This window comes from Actinoalloteichus caeruleus DSM 43889 (genome assembly GCF_000429185.2).
GTDB lineage: Bacteria > Actinomycetota > Actinomycetes > Mycobacteriales > Pseudonocardiaceae > Actinoalloteichus_B > Actinoalloteichus_B caeruleus.
Map to the genome: position 1 here is coordinate 2,668,680 of NZ_AUBJ02000001.1, position 16,171 is coordinate 2,684,850.

Below are 16,171 nucleotides of genomic sequence, written 5' to 3' on the forward strand. Positions count from 1 at the left end.
GTGCCCAGGCCAGGCCTCCGGGGAGCGCGCTTCGCCCACTGGGACCGGCGGACCGTGGTCACGGGTGGTGGGGCGCCACCCGAAGGACGGGTGCGCGTGCCGCGTGTGACGGTGTCTCGCGGGGCACCGAAGGGCCGCATCACCGCCACCTGGCGAACGTCGACGTTCATCCCGACCTCGATGCCGCGTGCGACGGTCCTGCCCAGCGATGTTCGGCAGCGGGGGCGTCAGGTGAGCAGGCGACGGCGGTAGCCCTCGGCGACCGCCGAGGCGCGATCACGAACGCCGAGTTTGTCGTAGATGTGTTGCAGGTGGGTCTTGATGCTCGCTTCGCCGATGAACAGGGCCGTGGCGGCCTCCCGATTCGAACTGCCGTTCGCGACCAACTGGAGTACCTCCCTCTCCCGGTCGGTCAGGGTGCCGCGGCCGGGCCTCCGAACCTGACCCATGAGGTGGTGGGTCACCGACGGCGCGAGCACCGGCTCGCCGCGCGCTGCCGCACGGACGGCGCGCGTCAGTTCGTCGGGCAGCGCGTCCTTCAGGAGGTATCCGGTGGCGCCCGCCTCGATCGCCGGCAGCACGTCGCTCTCGCTGTCGAAGGTGGTCAGGATCAGCACGCGGGTGTTCGGGGACCGCTCCCGCAGGGCGGCGGTCGCGGCGACGCCGTCCATGCCCGGCATTCGGAGGTCCATGAGCACCACGTCCGCTGCCAGCCGCTCCGCACGTTCGATGCCCTCGGCGCCGTCCCCGGCCTCACCGACCACGAGGATGTCCTCGGCGTCCGCGAAGGTGTCGCGAAGACCGCCCCTCACGATCGGGTGGTCGTCGACGACTACCAGACGAATCATCCGTCGGTCTCCCCCTTCGCTCCCGTGCCCCCAGGGGCGATCGCCGGCACGCGCGCACTGACGGATGTCCCTTCACCCGGTGCGCTCTGCACCTCCACGTGACCGCCGACCCCTCTGATGCGCTGGCGCATGCTCGTCAGTCCGAAGCCGGTGCCGACCCCGTTCGTGAAGCCTCGTCCATCATCCCGGACGTCCAGCAGCACCTCGGTGCCCGTGTACGACAGGGTGACACCGACACGCGAGGCCTCCGCGTGCTTGGCCACGTTGGTCAGTGACTCCTGCGCGACCCGGAAGAGCGACACCTCGATCGCCGGGCTCAGTGGCTCTCGGGTGCCGGTGACCTCCACCTGTGTCCTGATCCCCTGGTCCTCCGACCATCGCTCGGTCAGGGTGCGGAGCGCGTCGGGGAGGTGCGCTCGCCCGAGTTCCTGGGGGGCGAGTGCCCGCACGGACCGTCTGGCCTCGGTCAGGCTGTCGCGCGCGAGCCGCAGTGCGCGCGCGACGTGCTCCTCCGCCTCGCCCGGCGCACGCGCGGAACGCTCCGCCGCCTGGAGCTGCGTGATGATGCCGGCGAGCCCCTGGGCCAGCGTGTCGTGGATCTCGCCGGCCAGTCGCTGCCGCTCGTCCTGCGCCCCGGATTCACGGGCCTGGGCGACGAGTTGCGCGTGGAGCCCGGCGTTCTCGTGCAGTGCCGCTTCGAGGCGCTCGACGAGTTCCTCCCGCCTGCGTTCCTCGGGTTCGGTGTGCGCTGTCAGCAGGATGCCCACCCCGATCGCCGCCGTCTGCACGGCGACGATCAGGATGAACTCCGCGAGCACGTCGGGGGCCGGGTGAGCCCATACGCGCATGACCGAGCCGTTGAGGGCAACGGAGGTGGCCAGGACTCCGAGCACCCCCAACGGCCACGGCCTGAGCAGGTAGGCGTGAAAGAAGCCCGCGATGGTGAAGACGAGGAAGATGTCGGAGTACGTCATGAGGGTGACGCACGACGCCAGCAGCCCGACGAGGTAGATGCCCGCCGACGTGGGCCGCAGCGTCCTCCTCCTGATGGGCAGGGTGTGACCGAACAGCACCCACAGCACCGAGATCGCGACCAGCCCGAGGACGGCCGGACCGTCGGGCCAGAAGGGTTCACCGGAGGTGGGGAGCACCCACGAGAAGTGGATCGCGGTCGAGATCGCCAGCAGCAGCCACGGGCTGACCAACTGCAGGAGGTCCCAGACCCGGAGCTGCTCCGCTTTCCAGGCCAACCGGGAGCGGTTCGCGATCGCCGCCTCTTGGCTGATGGCGGACTCGTGCGCCGCGAAGTTCAGCCGCTCACCCGTGCCGGCGTCCCTCGTCATCGACATCTACTCCCAGCGGAAGAGCTTGGCGGCGACCGCGCTCGCGGTCACCGCGATACCCGCCATCACGGCGATCTGCGGCCAGAAGGGCTGCCCACCAGCTGTGGCGGTGATCTGGCCCGCTTCGACGGACCACGCCGCGGTGAGGGCCTGCAGCCCCGGCGGTATGAACTCTCCGACCTCGCGCAGCACGTCGGGCATGACGACACGGGGCAGGAAGGCTCCCCCGAAGAACATCAGCGCGACGAACAGGAGGGTACCGAGCTGGTTCGCGGCACTGCTCGTTCGGACCACCGCGGCGGACACCATGCCGAGCCCGAGCAGCGCCGCGTAGCCGACGACGAAGGCGACGACGAACTCCAGGGGTCGTTCGGGCGGTGCGATGTCCAGTACCGCCCACGCGAGGAAGGTCATGAGCGCCGCGGAAACGACCACGGAGGCGAGCGCGACGATCATCTGCGCGAGCAGGACTCCCCTCGGATGCGCGGGAGTGGTCGACAGCCTGCGGAGGATGCCGCGCTCCCGGTACGTCGCTATCACCGCTGGGACGTGCTGCACGGCGATCATCACCATCCCGAACACCAGTGCGGTCGGCGCCCAGATGTCGATGTCCCGGAGCCCGCCGGTTTCCGGCGACGGCTCCCTGAGCGCCGGGATGGCACCCAGGCCGAGCAGCAGTCCCGTCGGGAACAGCACACCGAAGATGACGGTGGCGGAGTCTCGGAGGAAGAGCGTCCCCTCGACCTTGACCATCTTCAGGAGGGCACGCATCAGCCGACCCTCCTCGTGGAGTTCCCCGGGGACTCGGGAGCGCGTCCGGTGAAGGCCACGAACGCGTCGTCGAGGTTGCGCTGGTCGACGCGGAGATCCTCGGCCACGACCCGCGCCCTGGCGAGGGCCCCGGCGACGCTGCTCAGGAGCTGCCCCCTGCCGGTGACCAGCCAGCGGCCCTCGGTGATCTCGACATCGGTCACGTCGGGAAGATCGGTCAGAACACTCCTGTCCAGCGGTTGGGACACGCGGAACCGGACCTGCCGCGCCCCGCTCGACCGCGCGATCAGCCCAGCCGGTGTGTCCACCGCGGCGACCCGGCCACCGTTGATGACGGCGATCCGGTCGCTGAGGCGTTCCGCCTCATCCATGAAGTGCGTGACGAGGAGGATCGTGACGCCCGTGTCGCGAACCCGCTCGATGAGGCTCCAGGTGTCGCGTCTCGCCTGCGGGTCCAGTCCCGTCGTGAGCTCGTCCAGAATCGCGACTTCCGGGTTGCCGACCAGGGCGAGCGCGATCGAAAGCCGCTGCTTCTGCCCGCCGGAGAGGGCTTTGTACTGGGTGTCGCGCTTCTCGGTGAGCCCGAGGAGCTCCATGAGCTCGCGCCAGTCGGCGGGGTTCCGGTAGAAGGAGCTGTGGAGCTCGAGGGCTTCGGCGACCTTGATCGCGTCCGGGAAGCTGCTCTCCTGGAGTTGCACGCCGAGTCGCTCACGCACCTCCGCCCGGTCCTTGGTCGGATCGAGCCCCAGCACGGAGAGCGAGCCGGAGTCGGGCGTTCGCAGGCCGGCGATGCTCTCGACGGTCGTCGTCTTGCCGGCGCCGTTGGGCCCGATGATGCCGAAGATCTCCCCCTTCTCGACAGTGAAGGAGACGTCGTCGACGGCGACGTGCTGCCCGTAGCGCTTGTGCAGGTTCCGTACTTCCAGTGCGGTCACACCGCGAAGTCTCGGGCGCGCCTCGCCTCGCCACGCGTTGTAAGCCGATCACCCGTGGCACCGCGGTGGAATACCGTGCTCGGTCGCGACGGAGGCACGACAGGCTCGCCTCACAGTTAGCACTCTTCCCCCCACTTCGTTCCGCGCATGCACGGACCTACGACGACCAACCAACACTCACCAAGACGAGACGGAACGTTACTGATCCAGTACTGAGAGTGTCAATCGAGTGTGATCTGGGTCTCGGTGGTGGCGCAGGGAGGTCGCCGGTTCAGGATCCAACGGCGGCCCCGGCGCGTTCAGCCACATCGACGGTGTGGCGCAGCAACAGCGCCGTAGTCACCGGGCCGACGCCGCCCGGCACGGGTGACAGCGCGGCTGCTTTGCCAGTGACACCAGGATCGACGTCGCCCACCAATCCACCCCCTGGTGTCGGATTGGTGCCGACGTCCACGACGACCGCAACGGGGCCGACGTGATCTGCGGTGATCAGACGGGCGCGACCCACAGCCGCGACGACGACGTCGCCACGGCTGGTCACCTCGGCGAGACCGTGGGTGCGCGAGTGGGCGATGGTTACAGTGGAGTGTCGGTCGAGCAACAGGTGCGCGAGCGGCTTGCCCACCACAGTGGACCGGCCCACGACCACGGCGTGCTTGCCGTGCAGGTCGATGCCGTGGTGATCCAGCAGCTCCACGACGGCCTGCGCCGTTGCCGGAGCGAACGCGCGGAGCCCGGTGGCGAGCCGCCCGAATGACTCGGGGTTCGCGCCGTCGACGTCCTTCTCCGGGGCGATGGCTACGGAGACACGCTCCGAACGGACCCCGTCAGGCAACGGGGTCTGGAGGATGATGCCGTGGACACCGGGATCATCGCCCAGCTTGACGAGCATGCTCCGGATGTCGCTCTCCGTCGCTGTCACCCCGAGTTCCTCGACCCGTCCGGCGATTCCCACGGCGGCCGCCGCCTTCGTGATGGATCGGACGTACCAGGCGCTCGCCTCGTCATCAGTGGCGGTGACGATCGCAAGTCCCACTTGGACACCTCGGGCAGTGAGCGCCTGAACCCGTTCCGCAATGTCCTTTTTGATCTGTGCGGCGAGTACCTTACCCGAAAGGACAGTCGTCACTTCGAGATCCCTTTCAGCACAGCGGAGGTCACGCGCTCGGCCCGCTTGGTGATGACCTGGACTCGTGCGGCCTGGGCGGCCAGCGCGGTCCGGGTCGGCTCGTCCTTGATACCCGCCCGGTTGATCTCGATGTTGATTCGTGCCGTGACGGCGGCGGCCCTGGCCGCTTCGGCCGCGCAGGCGATGTCGGTGACGACGTTCCGGTTCCCGATGGGTAGCAGCCCCTCGGCGAGCCCGACAACGCGGTCGGTCAACTCGACCACCTCGACCGGCGGCGCGGCCGAGGCGACCAGTGCCCGCTCAATCGCCTGTCGTCTTTCGACCTCCTGAGGCTCCGTTCCGCGGGGAAGGGCGTAGGCATGGCCGACCGCCTCGAACGCGGCGGCATCGCGCGCGGCGACAGCCAGCGCAGCTTCGCGCACGTCATCGGACTCGGCAACGATTCGCCCAATCGTGTCGGCATGCTCGGCGTACTTCGCGCCATCGCTGTAGCGGCCGACCATTCCGACGAGCGCAGCGGCCTGCGCCGCATGCAAGGCCGAACTCGCGCCACCGCCTGGCGTCGGCGTCCGCGCGGCCAACTCGTCCAGGAATGCGCCAATCGTGCTCCGGTGCATGAAAGTCCTCTCAACCCGAACAGTGTCACTCCAGATCCTAGTACTACAACGGGCAGGATCAAGGGCGGGGGTCAATCGGTCATAGCGACGTCCTAATAGGATCTTGTCCCAATGATTGACTGGTTCATTGTGGTGGTGGAGCGAAAAATCATTTCCCTTGAGTTGAGCCGAGATTCAAGATGAGGACTGTTCCACTAGTTTCCTGGACACCTTCGCGGCAAGCATCATTTGACGATCGCTCGAGAGATCAAGGCGAAGGGTGGCCGAGGTGAGTATCGGCTGGCGACGCTCAGCGTCGCGCAAAGGGGGATCGGCGTCGCCCGAAGTCTGCGCGAGAAATGGTCGCCGCAGCAGATCAGCGAGAGACTGATCGAGGACCATCCGACTGACCTTGAGATGCGCGCTTCCCATGAAACGATCTACGAGTGCCTCTATCGGCAGGCTCGAGGTGCGCTGCGCGCGGAGTTGAAGCTGGCCTGCCCGACTTCACGCGGAACAGCATCACCTGGGACCAGGGGAAAGAAAATGACTCGCCGCGCCGACTTCACCATTCGTACGGGAATGCCCATCTACTTCTGCGACTCGTGCTCGGCCTGACACGCGGCAGCAACGAGAACACCTGGTGGTGCACACTGAGTGGCGCCGGAGCTCGTTCGACGGGACGAGCGCTGGTCGGGCTGCTGGGTGACTCTGAGAACACGTGCCCCGTCGGGGGCCTTCCGTTGGTCTGTCCACAGCAGCCCGCAGGGCGAGCGCCCCGGCCAGGAGTGACTTGATAGAAGCCTGCTGAACAGTCAACTCGCACGAGGTTTGTCCCCAGGCCGGGGCGTTCGCGTCTGTCCCGTCATCGGCGATGAAGACAACGCGGACAAGCACTGATGGTGACAGTGGGAATCGATCCGCACAGCACGTCCACGTCGCGGTGGCCGTCGACGCTGGCGGCGGGCGCGTCGGCAAGCCGCTGACCGTCGGCATCGACGCGTCCCTGATCAGCGTGCTGCTCAGGTGGATCAGGTCGATCACCGGCGCACCGGTCACCTGGGCCATCGAGGACGGCCGGGGCTTCGCCCGCTGGCTGGCCGACGGGCTGTTGCTGGCAGGCCACGAGGTGGTCTGGGTTCCCCGTTACCTAATGAATCTCGAACAGCCCGCTGGGACCGGTGTAGGCCTCCCCGTTACCTGACCCGCTGAGGTCTCCAAAAAGAGCGGCAGCTTGGGGTCTTGGCGGGCTGTTCACCCCTGCTCGGCATCGAGGTAGGCCTTGCCCCTTTCTGGACTTGAGTCCTCACGGGAGACCGGCCGACGCGATGTCGGCGGTGGTGGTCCGCCGCGCGAGTGCCATGCCTGAGTACCACTGGGGCCTTCGAGCCCTCATGCAAAACCGGCGGGCTCGGCGTGTCGGACCACCACCGCGATCTTGCTGGGTCAGGTTGGTGCTCGTGGTTCGAGCCTGTCCGCACGGTGGGTGCCTTGTTTCTCGGAAGCCGGTGAGCTCTGACGCGAAGACTGGCTGCCGTGCGGGTCGCTGGGATCGCGAACAGCTCATCGGAGGGAAGGCCATCGAGCCTCGTCATTAGGGCGCTGCGCGTTCTCGTTGGGTCTCTGACCAGCAGAGATTATCGAACGACCGGAGGTTGTGGGTTGACACTGTTCTGCGGAATCGACTGGGCCGAAGTCCATCGCGACCTGGCCGTGGTCGACAGCGCCGGCAAGCTCATGGCGAAGAAGAGGGTCAACGAGGACGTCGATGGCTTCGCAGAGCTGACCGGCCTGCTCGCCGAGCTCGGGGACACCGCCGAGGACCCGATCCCGGTCTCGATCGAAACACCTCGTGGCCTGCTCGTCGCCGCATTGCGGGCGACCGGACGCCCGGTGTTCGCGATCAACCCGATGGCCGTCGCCCGTTATCGCGAGCGGCACTCGGTGTCTCGCACCAAGTCCGACCACGCCGACGCCATGACCCTGGCGAACATCCTGCGCGTGGACGCTCACATGCATCGCCGTATCCCGGCCGACAGCGACCTGGCGCAGGCCGTGGCCGTCCTGGCCCGCGCCCAACAGGACGCGATCTGGCGGCGCACCAAGGCCAGCAACGAACTGCGCGATGCTTCGCGAGTACTACCCGACCTTCCTTGAAGCCTTCGCTGGCAAGTCCGCGACGAACCTCGCGAGCACGGAAGCCCGCGCGGTCCTGGCGATCGCCCCGACTCCGGCGCTCGGGGCCGCGCTGTCGAAGGCCCGCATCGCCGCGGCTCTGCGCCGCGCCGGTCGCACCCGCTACGTCGACCAGGCCGCCGCCGACATCAAGGCGGCGCTGCGAATCCCGCAACTGCGCCAGTCCGCGCTCGTGGAGGATGCCTTCGGACGCCAGGCCCTCGCTCTGCTCGCCACACTCGACGCCGCCTGCAGCGGTGCCGACGACCTCGGCGCAGCGGCTGCGGACGCGTTCCGCCAGCACCCGGACTACGCGATCACCACCAGCTTCCCCGGCCTGGCCGACTCCACCGGAGCTCGCGTCCTGGCCGAGATCGGCGACGACCGCGCCCGGTTCGCCGACGCCCCCGCGCTCAAGGCCTACGCCAGCTCCGCACCCGTCACGCGCGCGTCCGGGCGGTCGATCTCCGTCACCTATCGGCGGGTCAAGAACGACCGCCTCGCCGCCGTCGGCTGGCTCTGGGCCTTCATCGCCGCCACCCACTGCGAACCCGCCAAAGCCCACTACCGACGCCGCCGCGACCACGGCGACCGCCACTCCACCGCGCTGCGGCACCTGTTCAACCGCATGCTCGGCCAGCTCTATCACTGCCTCTAAAGAGGACAGATCTACGACGAGACCCGGGCCTTCCACCAACCGTCCACTCCGCCCGCCGAACCGGTCGCTGCTTGACAGTTAGCAAGATCGGAGGTCTTTTTCGTAGCTCCTGATCAAGGAGTCGTGGTCGCCAGGCCCGGCATGACTGACGCCCCCAGTCGAACCCTTGATCCGGGGGGTGTCACCAGGCCTGGTGGCATCGAGGGACCGCTGATAGGGACACGGCCACCGATCGGGTAGGTCTCGATGCCCCTATTGTTCGTCAAGCAGCGTGCCGTGCTGGTGCAGCCGGTGGCTCGGGCGAGGTGATGATTCGGTAGAGCTCGCGGGCGATATAGCGTTTGAGGCACCGGACGGCCTCGCGTTTGGTTTTGCCCTCGCGGACACGCCGGTCGATGTAGTCGCGGGTGCGTCGATCCCAGCGCAGGCGGACCAGCACGATGCTGCGCGGCGCGGAGTTCGCTTGGCGGTCGCCACCGCGGTTGAGCCGGTGGCGTTGCGTCCTTCCTGAGGATGCTTCCACCGGGCTGACACCGCACAGCGCGGCGAACGACGCTTCGCAAGCGTTCGGGGTTGTCGCCGGCCGCGATGAGGAGGGTCGCGGCCGTGTCAGGCCCGACTCCGTAGGTGTCGAGCATGGCGGGGTTGTGGCGGGCCAGGACAGCGGCGGTCTGCGCGTTGAGGTCGGCGATCTCCTGGCTAAGCCGGTCGATCCGGGCGGCGAGCAGACGCAGGGTGTACCGAGCCGCGGTAGCACTGTCGGATGGCGTGGCGGGCGTCCACGCGATGCACCGCTGCACGAGCTTGGCGGTGCTGAGATCGCGCAATTCGTCGCGCAGCGCAGGGTCGGCCGAGACCAGGACGGCCTTGAGCTGGTTGATGGCCTGGGTCCGGGACTTGAGGGCCGAGGTCTTCGCCACCTTGAACATGCGCAGCATTTCCACTGGCCCCTGCCCTCCCTTGGCCAACGCGCCGGCCTGCCCGTTCAGCACGGAGCGGGCTGCGGACTCGGCGTCGAGAACGTCGTTCTTGCCGCGCCGCCGGCGATTGGCCTTGTCAGGCTGGTTGACCTCGAACACGTCGATGTCAGCGGGCGCTAGGTGGCGGGCAAGCGCGGCTCCGTAGGAGCCCGTGCACTCCACGCCCGCGCGCCGAACGACGCCGAATCCGCGTGCCCACTTCACCAGAGCTTGATACCCGGCTCGCGTGGTCGGAAATGCTTTGCTGGCCAGCAAAACGCCCAGCGCCGTGACGACCGCGGCGACGTGGAAGTCCTTGTGGGTGTCGACTCCCACGACCACCTCCTCGCCGTCGCGAGCCTGGGACTGGGAGGAAGGACGAAGGGTACTCGGCACGGTCTGCTGGCTCCTGCTCTGATCGAAACGCCGGTGGCTGGCCGACGCCGGGCCGATCAGGCGGTCAGGACTGTGAAGATGCGCAGTGCGGCAAAGCCCCTATCGGGACACGCCCCACCAGCCCGGCGGCAGCAAGCACCGCCCCGGACCGAGGCCGACGGATCGAGACAAAGACACACCGGTCAGTCGTAACGCGGGTCAGGCCACGGCCCGGGGCGGCACCCTTGATCATCACAGTCGTAACGTGGGTGCCGGCCGTCGATGCCCAACCGGCGACCACCCGCGACGGACGAAAGACAGTACGGATGACCAGCGGTTACCAGGTGTTCCTCGGCCTGGACGTCGGAAAGGGCGAACACCACGCCGTCGGCTTGGACCCGACTGGAAATCGCCTGCATGACGGGCAGCTGCCCAACAGCGAACCCCAACTGCGAGCGTTGCTGGACAAGCTCGCCGCCCACGGCCCCCTGCTGGTGGTGGTCGACCAACCAGCCACGATCAGCGCCCTGCCTGTCGCGGTCGCCCGCGCCGCTGGTCACCAGGTCGCCTACCTGCCCGAATTGGCCATGCGCCGCATCGCCGACCTCTACCCCGGCAGGGCCAAAACCAACGCCCGAGACGCCTTCGTCATCGCTGATGCCGCCCGCTCCCTGCCTCACACGCTGCGATCGGTCGATGTCGGTGACGACGCCTTGGCCGAACTGGAGGTGCTGGTCGGCTTCGATGACGACCTGGCTGGTGAGACCACCCGGATCGGCAACCGCATCCGCGGTCTGCTCACCGGAATCCACCCCGCGCTGGAACGCGTCATCGGCCCCAGGATCAGCCATCCAGCGGTGCTGGAGATCCTTTCCCGCTGCGGTGGACCCGCCGGAATCCGCACGGCGGGACGGCGCAAGCTCGCCTCGATCGCCACCACGCACGCGCCCCGCATGGGCGACAAGCTGGTCACCGGCATCCTGGCGGCGCTGCAGGAGCAGACCCTGACCGTTCCGGGTCCGCTGCCGCCGACACCGTGCTGCCCAGGATGACCGAGAGCTTGCCAACCGTTCTCCAGCAACGCAAACAGGTTGCCACCGAGGTTGAGGAGATACTTGATCCGCACCCTCTTGCCGGGGTCCTGACCTAAAAACACGCGAACGAGCCCGAAGCTAATCATGATCTCTGCTCGGTTCGGGCTCGCTCTCCAGTTCGTGTTCCGCCGACGCCTGGCGATACATGGGGCCTGAGCCCTCGCCTTGTCCTGACCATGGACCTGGAGTCCTTCATTGAGCCAGCGGATCATACCCGTCCGGGCCACCGTCACGCCTGCTGATCAAGGATGGCGCTCGTGGTTCGAGCCCGTCCGCACGACCTACACCCAGCTTCTCGGGAGCCTGGGAGCTCGGGCATCAGGACCGGAGTCGTGCGGATCGCTGGGATCGTGAACGGCTCAATCGGAGGGAAGGCCACAGAGCCTCGTTATTAGGGCGCCGCACGTTCTCGCCAGGGGTTCCAGCCAGTCCAAACAGGTGAGCAAGGAGAGCAAGTTGGCAATCGTGTTCTGCGGCATCGACTGGGCTGAGCACCACCACGACGTCGCCCTGGTCGATGCCGAGGGCAAGCTGGTGACCAAACGCCGCATTGCCGAGTCCGCCGACGGTTTCGCCGAGCTGACGGCCATGCTGGCCGAGGCCGGCGACAGTCGCGAGGACCCGATCCCGGTCGCGATCGAGTCCCGCGCGGGCTGCTCGTTGCCGCGCTGCGGGAAACCGGGCGGGCGATCTACGCGATCAACCCGATGGCCGTCGCGCGCTACTGCGAACGGCACACCGTCTTCCGTAAGAAGTCCGACCACGCCGACGCGATGGTCCTGGCCAACATCCTGCGCACCGACGCCCACGCCCACCGTCAGCTGCCCGCCGACACGGAGCTCGCTCGCGCGGTCGCGGTCCTGGCCCGCGCCGTCCAGGATGCGGTCTGGCGCCGCACCAGGGCCTTGCAAGAACTGCGGTCTCTGCTGCGCGAGTACTACCCGGGCTTCCTCGCCGCGTTTCGCCGCAGCGGCGCTACCAACCTCGCCCGCCCCGAAGCCCGTCAGCTGCTCGCGCTCGCCCCGACACCGGCGGCCGCGAAGCTCACGCCGGCCCGGATCACGACCGCCTTGCGGCGAGCCGGCCGGCAACGCGGCATCGACGCCCTGACGGCCGAACTCCACCAAGCGTTCCGGGTTCCGCAGCTGCGGCAGCTTCCGCTCATCGAGGAAGCGTTGGGGCGTCAGGCTGTTGCGCTGCTGGCAACGCTCAACGCCGAATGCGACAACGCCGAGCAGCTCGGCCAGGTCGCCGTCGAGGCGTTCCGGCAACACCCCGATCACGCGGTGATCACCAGCTTTCCCGGCATAGGCAAACTCTGCGGCGCACGGCTCCTGGCCGAGATCGGCGACGACCGCGACTGCTTCGCCGATGCCCGCGCGCTCAAGGCCTACGCCGATTCAGCACCGGTGACGAGAGCCTCCGGACGCAGCATCGCCATCACTCGCCGCGTGGTGAAGAACGACCGTCTGAACGCGGTCGGGTTCCTCTGGGCCTTCGCGGCTATGCCCCGCCCAGGTCCGGCGAAGGACCACTACGACCGGCGACGCGCCCGCGGCGACCACCACGCCGCCGCGTTGCGGCACCTGTTCAACCGCATGCTCGGCCAGCTCTACCATTGCCTCCACACAGGACAGACCTACGACCCGATCAAAGCCTTCGGCGAACCCGCATACAACGCCGAACCCGTCGCTGCTTGACAGTTAGCGAGATCGGAGGTCTCGATGCCCGGCATCGGAGTCAGGACCGCAGCCCGGATCCTGCGGGAAGTCGGCGACGCTTCGGCGTTCAATTCCTCCGCCCACCTGGCCGCCTACGCCGGGATCGCGCCGGTCACCCGCAGTTCGGGCTCCTCGATCAAGGGTGAGCACCCGGCCCGCACCGGCAACCGCAAACTTAAACGTGCCTTCTTTCCCGCCTCGTTCGCAGCACTGTCCGACCCCACCAGCAGGGCCTATTACCAGCGGAAACGCGATGAGGGGAAGAAGCACAACGCCGCCCTGACCTGCCTGGCCCGGCGCCGCTGCGACGTCGTGTTCGCCATGCTCCGTAACAAGACCTACTACCGACATCCCGAGACCGTTCCCGCCCCATCAGATCGGGTATTTGCCGACCGCTGCGGCCCGTGCCCTCGGGTGGCTACGCGAAGTAGGGACCGCGCCTACCGGTCGACGTCGCCACCCGAGAATCCACCGCGCCCCGCCCGTCGCCACTGGCCCGGCGCCCACCGCCGACACCCGCTACCAGTAGAAGATCGAAAGGACCAGCGCGATGACCGCCCCGCCCACGTCATCCGACCCGACCACGTCGATCGTCTCCTCGGGTGCCCGGTTGGGCAGCTGGTGAGCTTTGCCGATGGGTGGCCGCCGGTCTCGCCGATTGGCCCGACGTCGACCACACGCCCCGGGCCGTCGCGCACGTGTTGACCCGGTCGGCCGGGGCCGTCGCGAACGCCCTCACGGTTCTGGTGGACAGGGGAAAAGCCGCGCGGACATCGACAGCACCCGCGCGGTATCAGGCCACCTGCACCACGGGCGGCGCCGCGTCCGCGTCGCACACCGCGCGGTCGGGTTCGGCCCGTCGCCCACGGCGACCCCGGGCGACGGCGGCACCGACGACACTCTCCGCCGTGGTTCCCGACGTAGTGTCGGGTCCGGTGACACGGCCGAATGGACAGCCCTATCACCCGCGCACGGTGGCGGGAATTTCCGACGTTACGGCGTTGCGCAGGTTGCGCGAGGCAGGGGTGTTCCGTCCTGTTGTACGTTCCACCCGGCACCGGGAAGACCTCGGTGATCGAGGCCGCCTTCCCGGATTTGATCACCGTCGCGGGTGACGGCGACACCACGGTCGCGGACTTCGTGGGCGAGTATACCCAGACCCCCGAGGGCCTGTACACGTTCGTCCACGGGCCGCTGATCCGGGCGATGAGGGAAGGCCGGACCCTGTTCATCGACGATGCCACCCTGATCCCGCCGCCCGTGTTGGCGGTGGTGTACCCCGCGATGGACGACCGCCGCGAGATCATCGTGAAGGCCAACAGCGGCGAGGTCGTCAAGGCCGCCCCCGGGTTCTACGTGGTCGCTGGTCACAACCCGGGCGTGCACGGGGCGACGGTGTCCGACGCGCTGGCGTCCGACGCTCGAACTTCCGAGATCGATTCTGGGTTCCCGCCGTGGCTGGACACCGCGTACGCGGCTGGGCCCCCTACTGCCCGGCTTCCACTTCCATGATCTCCGTCACGCCCACAAGACGTGGCTCATCGAGGACCACGTCCCCGAAGTCGCTCAACACAAACGCCTCGGACACCGGAGGCGCGGCATCGCGGGCCGGTACTCGCATGTGACGCAGGACATGGTCGATCAGATGTGCGACAGCCTCCAACGTCGCTGGGAACGGGCCTCGACCGGCAGCGTGGAGCCCTGCTTCCCGAACACATACCGCGACCAGGACCGCAGCAACATCATCTGCTCCCAAAATGCTCCCACAACGCAGAAAACCCCGCCGACGAAGATCGTCGACGGGGCTTCTGACCACCATGTATAACTGGTGGGCGATACTGGGATTGAACCAGTGACCTCTACCGTGTCAAGGTAGCGCTCTCCCACTGAGCTAATCGCCCGAGGCGGAGGCGGGAATCGAACCCGCGTACAGGGCTTTGCAGGCCCTTGCCTAAACCACTCGGCCACTCCGCCGAATCCCGGCTCGCACCGAGACGTCGGCCTCGTTACGGCCGCTCAGAGCGGACGACGGGACTCGAACCCGCGACCCTCACCTTGGCAAGGTGATGCGCTACCAACTGCGCTACGTCCGCAGAAGCAAGGCGGTGAACCCCTGGGCTTGGATCCTCCCGGGGAGTCCCTGCCTCGCTGTCGTGATGAGAACTCTAGCGGACCCCGTCCTGGTGGATCAAACGGGGGGTCCCCAAACACGCATGGTCGGCCGTTTCCGCTGGTCAGGACCGGTCGTGAGGGAGCAGTCGCGCCAGCGCGTCGTCGACGTTGACCCAGAGGTTCTCGTTGCCGGGCATCACGACGTCGTAGGTCTGGTCCAGGAAGTCGGCGAGCTCCTGCGCCGAAGCCTCGAACATGGCATGCCCCGAGGGGGAGCTCAGCTCGATGACGACGACCTCGGGGTTGTCCATCGCGGGCCGCAGCCGGACGTCGCCGTCACCGACCTCGGCGATGAGTCCGTCGGCGAGCAGGTCGCGGGCGAAGACCCACTCGACACTGCCGCCCCGCCCCGTCTGGAACGCGGCGACGATGGCGTAGGGGTCGCGGGTGTCGTACCGGAGCTCCACGTGCACCGGCACGGCCGGTGTGCGGGGGGCCAGCAGATCGAAAACCGCCTTCGAGCAAAGCGTCACGTGATCGTTGCGCATTGTTGTTACCCTCTCCTGTTCACTACTGGTCTGAAACGACCGACCACAACAGTTGTGACGCGTAGAGACCCGAAAATGCTCGCATTGGGCCGAGACATCACCCGTACGGGTCAGAACTAATTCGTTGGGCGACCGACCAGCTGCGCTCCGTGCCCAGAATCCGAGGAGTCTCTCCTGGCCGTCCACCTCCGCCCGGGAGGAGCGGGCAGTCATCTCGCTGCGTGACGCAACTGGCCCTGGACGCACGGTGAGTGCCACGGCGAGCCACTTCCACTCTTGTCACATGCCGCCATCGTCCGTCCTGAGCAAACCAGAGCGCAGCCGCGCCGGCCATCATCACATTGCGGGAAAAAGCACAGGGTGAGCCGTCGCCGGGAGCTCTCGCGCGCCCCCGACCACCCGCCCGGAGGGGCGACGCGGGAGGCGACCCACCTCGGCACGGGAGACGCGGGTGCCAGGAGGCGGGTGGCCGCCCACCAGGCGTTCCCGTTCCATGATCCGGCCGCGACCCCCCGGGCGAAGACCGCCGAACAGGTGGTGTAGTGTTCTTCTCGTCGCCGGGGAGCCCCGGAGGCACCGGAGCCAGCCGAGCAAGCGGAAGTGATTCCGCCCTCGACCAGGAACCACGGGCGATTAGCTCAGGGGGAGAGCGCTTCGTTCACACCGAAGAGGTCACTGGTTCGATCCCAGTATCGCCCACCCAACGCAACGGCCCTACCCGATAGGTTCGGGTAGGGCCGTTGTCGTTTTCCCAGGTGCCCCCTGGTCGCGCCAGACCGGGCTCGTGTGCCCGTCGCCACCCCTCGTGAGCGGTCGTGCCGCGACGCTGCCGGGCCGGAGCCGGCCCCCTCATCCGCCGCCCTCCACCGTCCTTCCGCGTGGTTGGCGCCCGGACCAGCGTCGAGGC

General features: G+C 67.9%; 12 protein-coding genes, 4 tRNA genes and 5 pseudogenes. 9 read left to right on the plus strand and 12 right to left on the minus strand.

Annotation, left to right across the window (positions count from 1 at the left end; all coding sequences use genetic code 11):
• Positions 1 to 227: 227 nt before the first annotated feature.
• The 6 genes from G443_RS09720 to G443_RS09745 all read right to left on the minus strand — a co-directional run bounded on the left by G443_RS09720 (position 228) and on the right by G443_RS09745 (position 5,643).
• Complete coding sequence (locus G443_RS09720) at positions 228 to 848, minus strand: response regulator (protein WP_026418394.1); 621 nt, start codon at positions 846 to 848, stop codon at positions 228 to 230.
• Entirely contained in the window at positions 845 to 2,191 is a 1,347-nt protein-coding gene (locus G443_RS09725; protein ID WP_081715368.1) for a sensor histidine kinase, read from the minus strand. The genes G443_RS09720 and G443_RS09725 overlap by 4 nt, the downstream gene beginning before the upstream one ends.
• 6 nt (positions 2,192 to 2,197) lie before the next feature.
• Positions 2,198 to 2,962, minus strand: coding sequence for an ABC transporter permease (locus tag G443_RS09730; RefSeq protein ID WP_026418392.1), 765 nt, complete (start codon positions 2,960 to 2,962; stop codon positions 2,198 to 2,200).
• The gene (locus G443_RS09735; protein WP_035275487.1) at positions 2,962 to 3,897 is read right to left on the minus strand and encodes an ABC transporter ATP-binding protein; all 936 of its coding nucleotides are present in this window, start codon (positions 3,895 to 3,897) and stop codon (positions 2,962 to 2,964) included. The genes G443_RS09730 and G443_RS09735 overlap by 1 nt, the downstream gene beginning before the upstream one ends.
• Before the next feature lie 271 nt (positions 3,898 to 4,168).
• On the minus strand, positions 4,169 to 5,026 hold the full coding sequence (locus G443_RS09740; protein ID WP_026418391.1) for a bifunctional 5,10-methylenetetrahydrofolate dehydrogenase/5,10-methenyltetrahydrofolate cyclohydrolase: 858 nt from the start codon (positions 5,024 to 5,026) through the stop codon (positions 4,169 to 4,171).
• Positions 5,023 to 5,643, minus strand: coding sequence for a cyclodeaminase/cyclohydrolase family protein (locus G443_RS09745; RefSeq protein ID WP_026418390.1), 621 nt, complete (start codon positions 5,641 to 5,643; stop codon positions 5,023 to 5,025). The genes G443_RS09740 and G443_RS09745 overlap by 4 nt, the downstream gene beginning before the upstream one ends.
• A 228-nt stretch (positions 5,644 to 5,871) precedes the next feature.
• On the opposite strand from G443_RS09745, the gene G443_RS25835 reads away from it, so the two are divergent.
• From G443_RS25835 to G443_RS09760, 3 genes and pseudogenes are all read left to right on the plus strand, one after another.
• Positions 5,872 to 6,240: a hypothetical protein gene (locus G443_RS25835; protein ID WP_155886088.1), complete on the plus strand. Its 369-nt coding sequence runs from the start codon at positions 5,872 to 5,874 to the stop codon at positions 6,238 to 6,240.
• A gap of 256 nt (positions 6,241 to 6,496) precedes the next feature.
• Positions 6,497 to 6,826: a hypothetical protein gene (locus tag G443_RS09755; RefSeq protein WP_211237499.1), complete on the plus strand. Its 330-nt coding sequence runs from the start codon at positions 6,497 to 6,499 to the stop codon at positions 6,824 to 6,826.
• A 458-nt stretch (positions 6,827 to 7,284) separates the two neighbouring features.
• A pseudogene (locus tag G443_RS09760) lies at positions 7,285 to 8,455 on the plus strand (IS110 family RNA-guided transposase).
• A 262-nt stretch (positions 8,456 to 8,717) separates the two neighbouring features.
• Here the strand turns inward: G443_RS09760 and G443_RS25840 are convergent.
• Complete coding sequence (locus G443_RS25840) at positions 8,718 to 9,212, minus strand: transposase (RefSeq protein WP_372493012.1); 495 nt, start codon at positions 9,210 to 9,212, stop codon at positions 8,718 to 8,720.
• Between the two features lie 106 nt (positions 9,213 to 9,318).
• Positions 9,319 to 9,810, minus strand: a pseudogene (locus G443_RS25845) (IS110 family transposase); the annotation flags it as partial.
• A 305-nt stretch (positions 9,811 to 10,115) separates the two neighbouring features.
• Here G443_RS25845 and G443_RS09770 point away from each other — a divergent pair.
• From G443_RS09770 to G443_RS25850, 5 genes and pseudogenes are all read left to right on the plus strand, one after another.
• Positions 10,116 to 10,936 (plus strand): annotated as a pseudogene (locus G443_RS09770) (IS110 family transposase); the annotation flags it as partial.
• A 403-nt stretch (positions 10,937 to 11,339) separates the two neighbouring features.
• Positions 11,340 to 12,583, plus strand: a pseudogene (locus G443_RS09775) (IS110 family RNA-guided transposase).
• Between the two features lie 18 nt (positions 12,584 to 12,601).
• Positions 12,602 to 12,958 (plus strand): annotated as a pseudogene (locus G443_RS09780) (transposase); the annotation flags it as partial.
• A 684-nt stretch (positions 12,959 to 13,642) separates the two neighbouring features.
• Positions 13,643 to 14,116: an AAA family ATPase gene (locus tag G443_RS09785; protein WP_253860199.1), complete on the plus strand. Its 474-nt coding sequence runs from the start codon at positions 13,643 to 13,645 to the stop codon at positions 14,114 to 14,116.
• A gap of 28 nt (positions 14,117 to 14,144) precedes the next feature.
• Positions 14,145 to 14,429, plus strand: a complete 285-nt coding sequence (locus G443_RS25850; RefSeq protein ID WP_372493013.1) for a hypothetical protein — start codon at positions 14,145 to 14,147, stop codon at positions 14,427 to 14,429.
• Position 14,430: 1 nt separating this feature from the next.
• Here the strand turns inward: G443_RS25850 and G443_RS09790 are convergent.
• From G443_RS09790 to G443_RS09805, 4 genes are all read right to left on the minus strand, one after another.
• Positions 14,431 to 14,505: transfer RNA gene (locus tag G443_RS09790), tRNA-Val, on the minus strand.
• 1 nt (position 14,506) lies between these two features.
• Positions 14,507 to 14,578: transfer RNA gene (locus G443_RS09795), tRNA-Cys, on the minus strand.
• A gap of 46 nt (positions 14,579 to 14,624) precedes the next feature.
• Positions 14,625 to 14,697 (minus strand) — tRNA-Gly (locus G443_RS09800).
• A 141-nt stretch (positions 14,698 to 14,838) separates the two neighbouring features.
• On the minus strand, positions 14,839 to 15,264 hold the full coding sequence (locus G443_RS09805; protein WP_016699318.1) for an SsgA family sporulation/cell division regulator: 426 nt from the start codon (positions 15,262 to 15,264) through the stop codon (positions 14,839 to 14,841).
• 627 nt (positions 15,265 to 15,891) lie between these two features.
• On the opposite strand from G443_RS09805, the gene G443_RS09810 reads away from it, so the two are divergent.
• Positions 15,892 to 15,963 (plus strand) — tRNA-Val (locus G443_RS09810).
• Positions 15,964 to 16,171 lie beyond the last annotated feature (208 nt).

Bases quoted from the DNA above. Each gene is read 5' to 3' on its own strand.
- G443_RS09720 (WP_026418394.1), bottom strand. From the start codon at position 848: ATGATTCGTCTGGTAGTCGTCGACGACCACCCGATCGTGAGGGGCGGT.
- G443_RS09730 (WP_026418392.1), bottom strand. From the start codon at position 2,962: ATGCGTGCCCTCCTGAAGATGGTCAAGGTCGAGGGGACGCTCTTCCTC.
- G443_RS09725 (WP_081715368.1), bottom strand. From the start codon at position 2,191: ATGACGAGGGACGCCGGCACGGGTGAGCGGCTGAACTTCGCGGCGCAC.
- G443_RS09745 (WP_026418390.1), bottom strand. From the start codon at position 5,643: ATGCACCGGAGCACGATTGGCGCATTCCTGGACGAGTTGGCCGCGCGG.
- G443_RS09755 (WP_211237499.1), top strand. From the start codon at position 6,497: ATGAAGACAACGCGGACAAGCACTGATGGTGACAGTGGGAATCGATCC.
- G443_RS09805 (WP_016699318.1), bottom strand. From the start codon at position 15,264: ATGCGCAACGATCACGTGACGCTTTGCTCGAAGGCGGTTTTCGATCTG.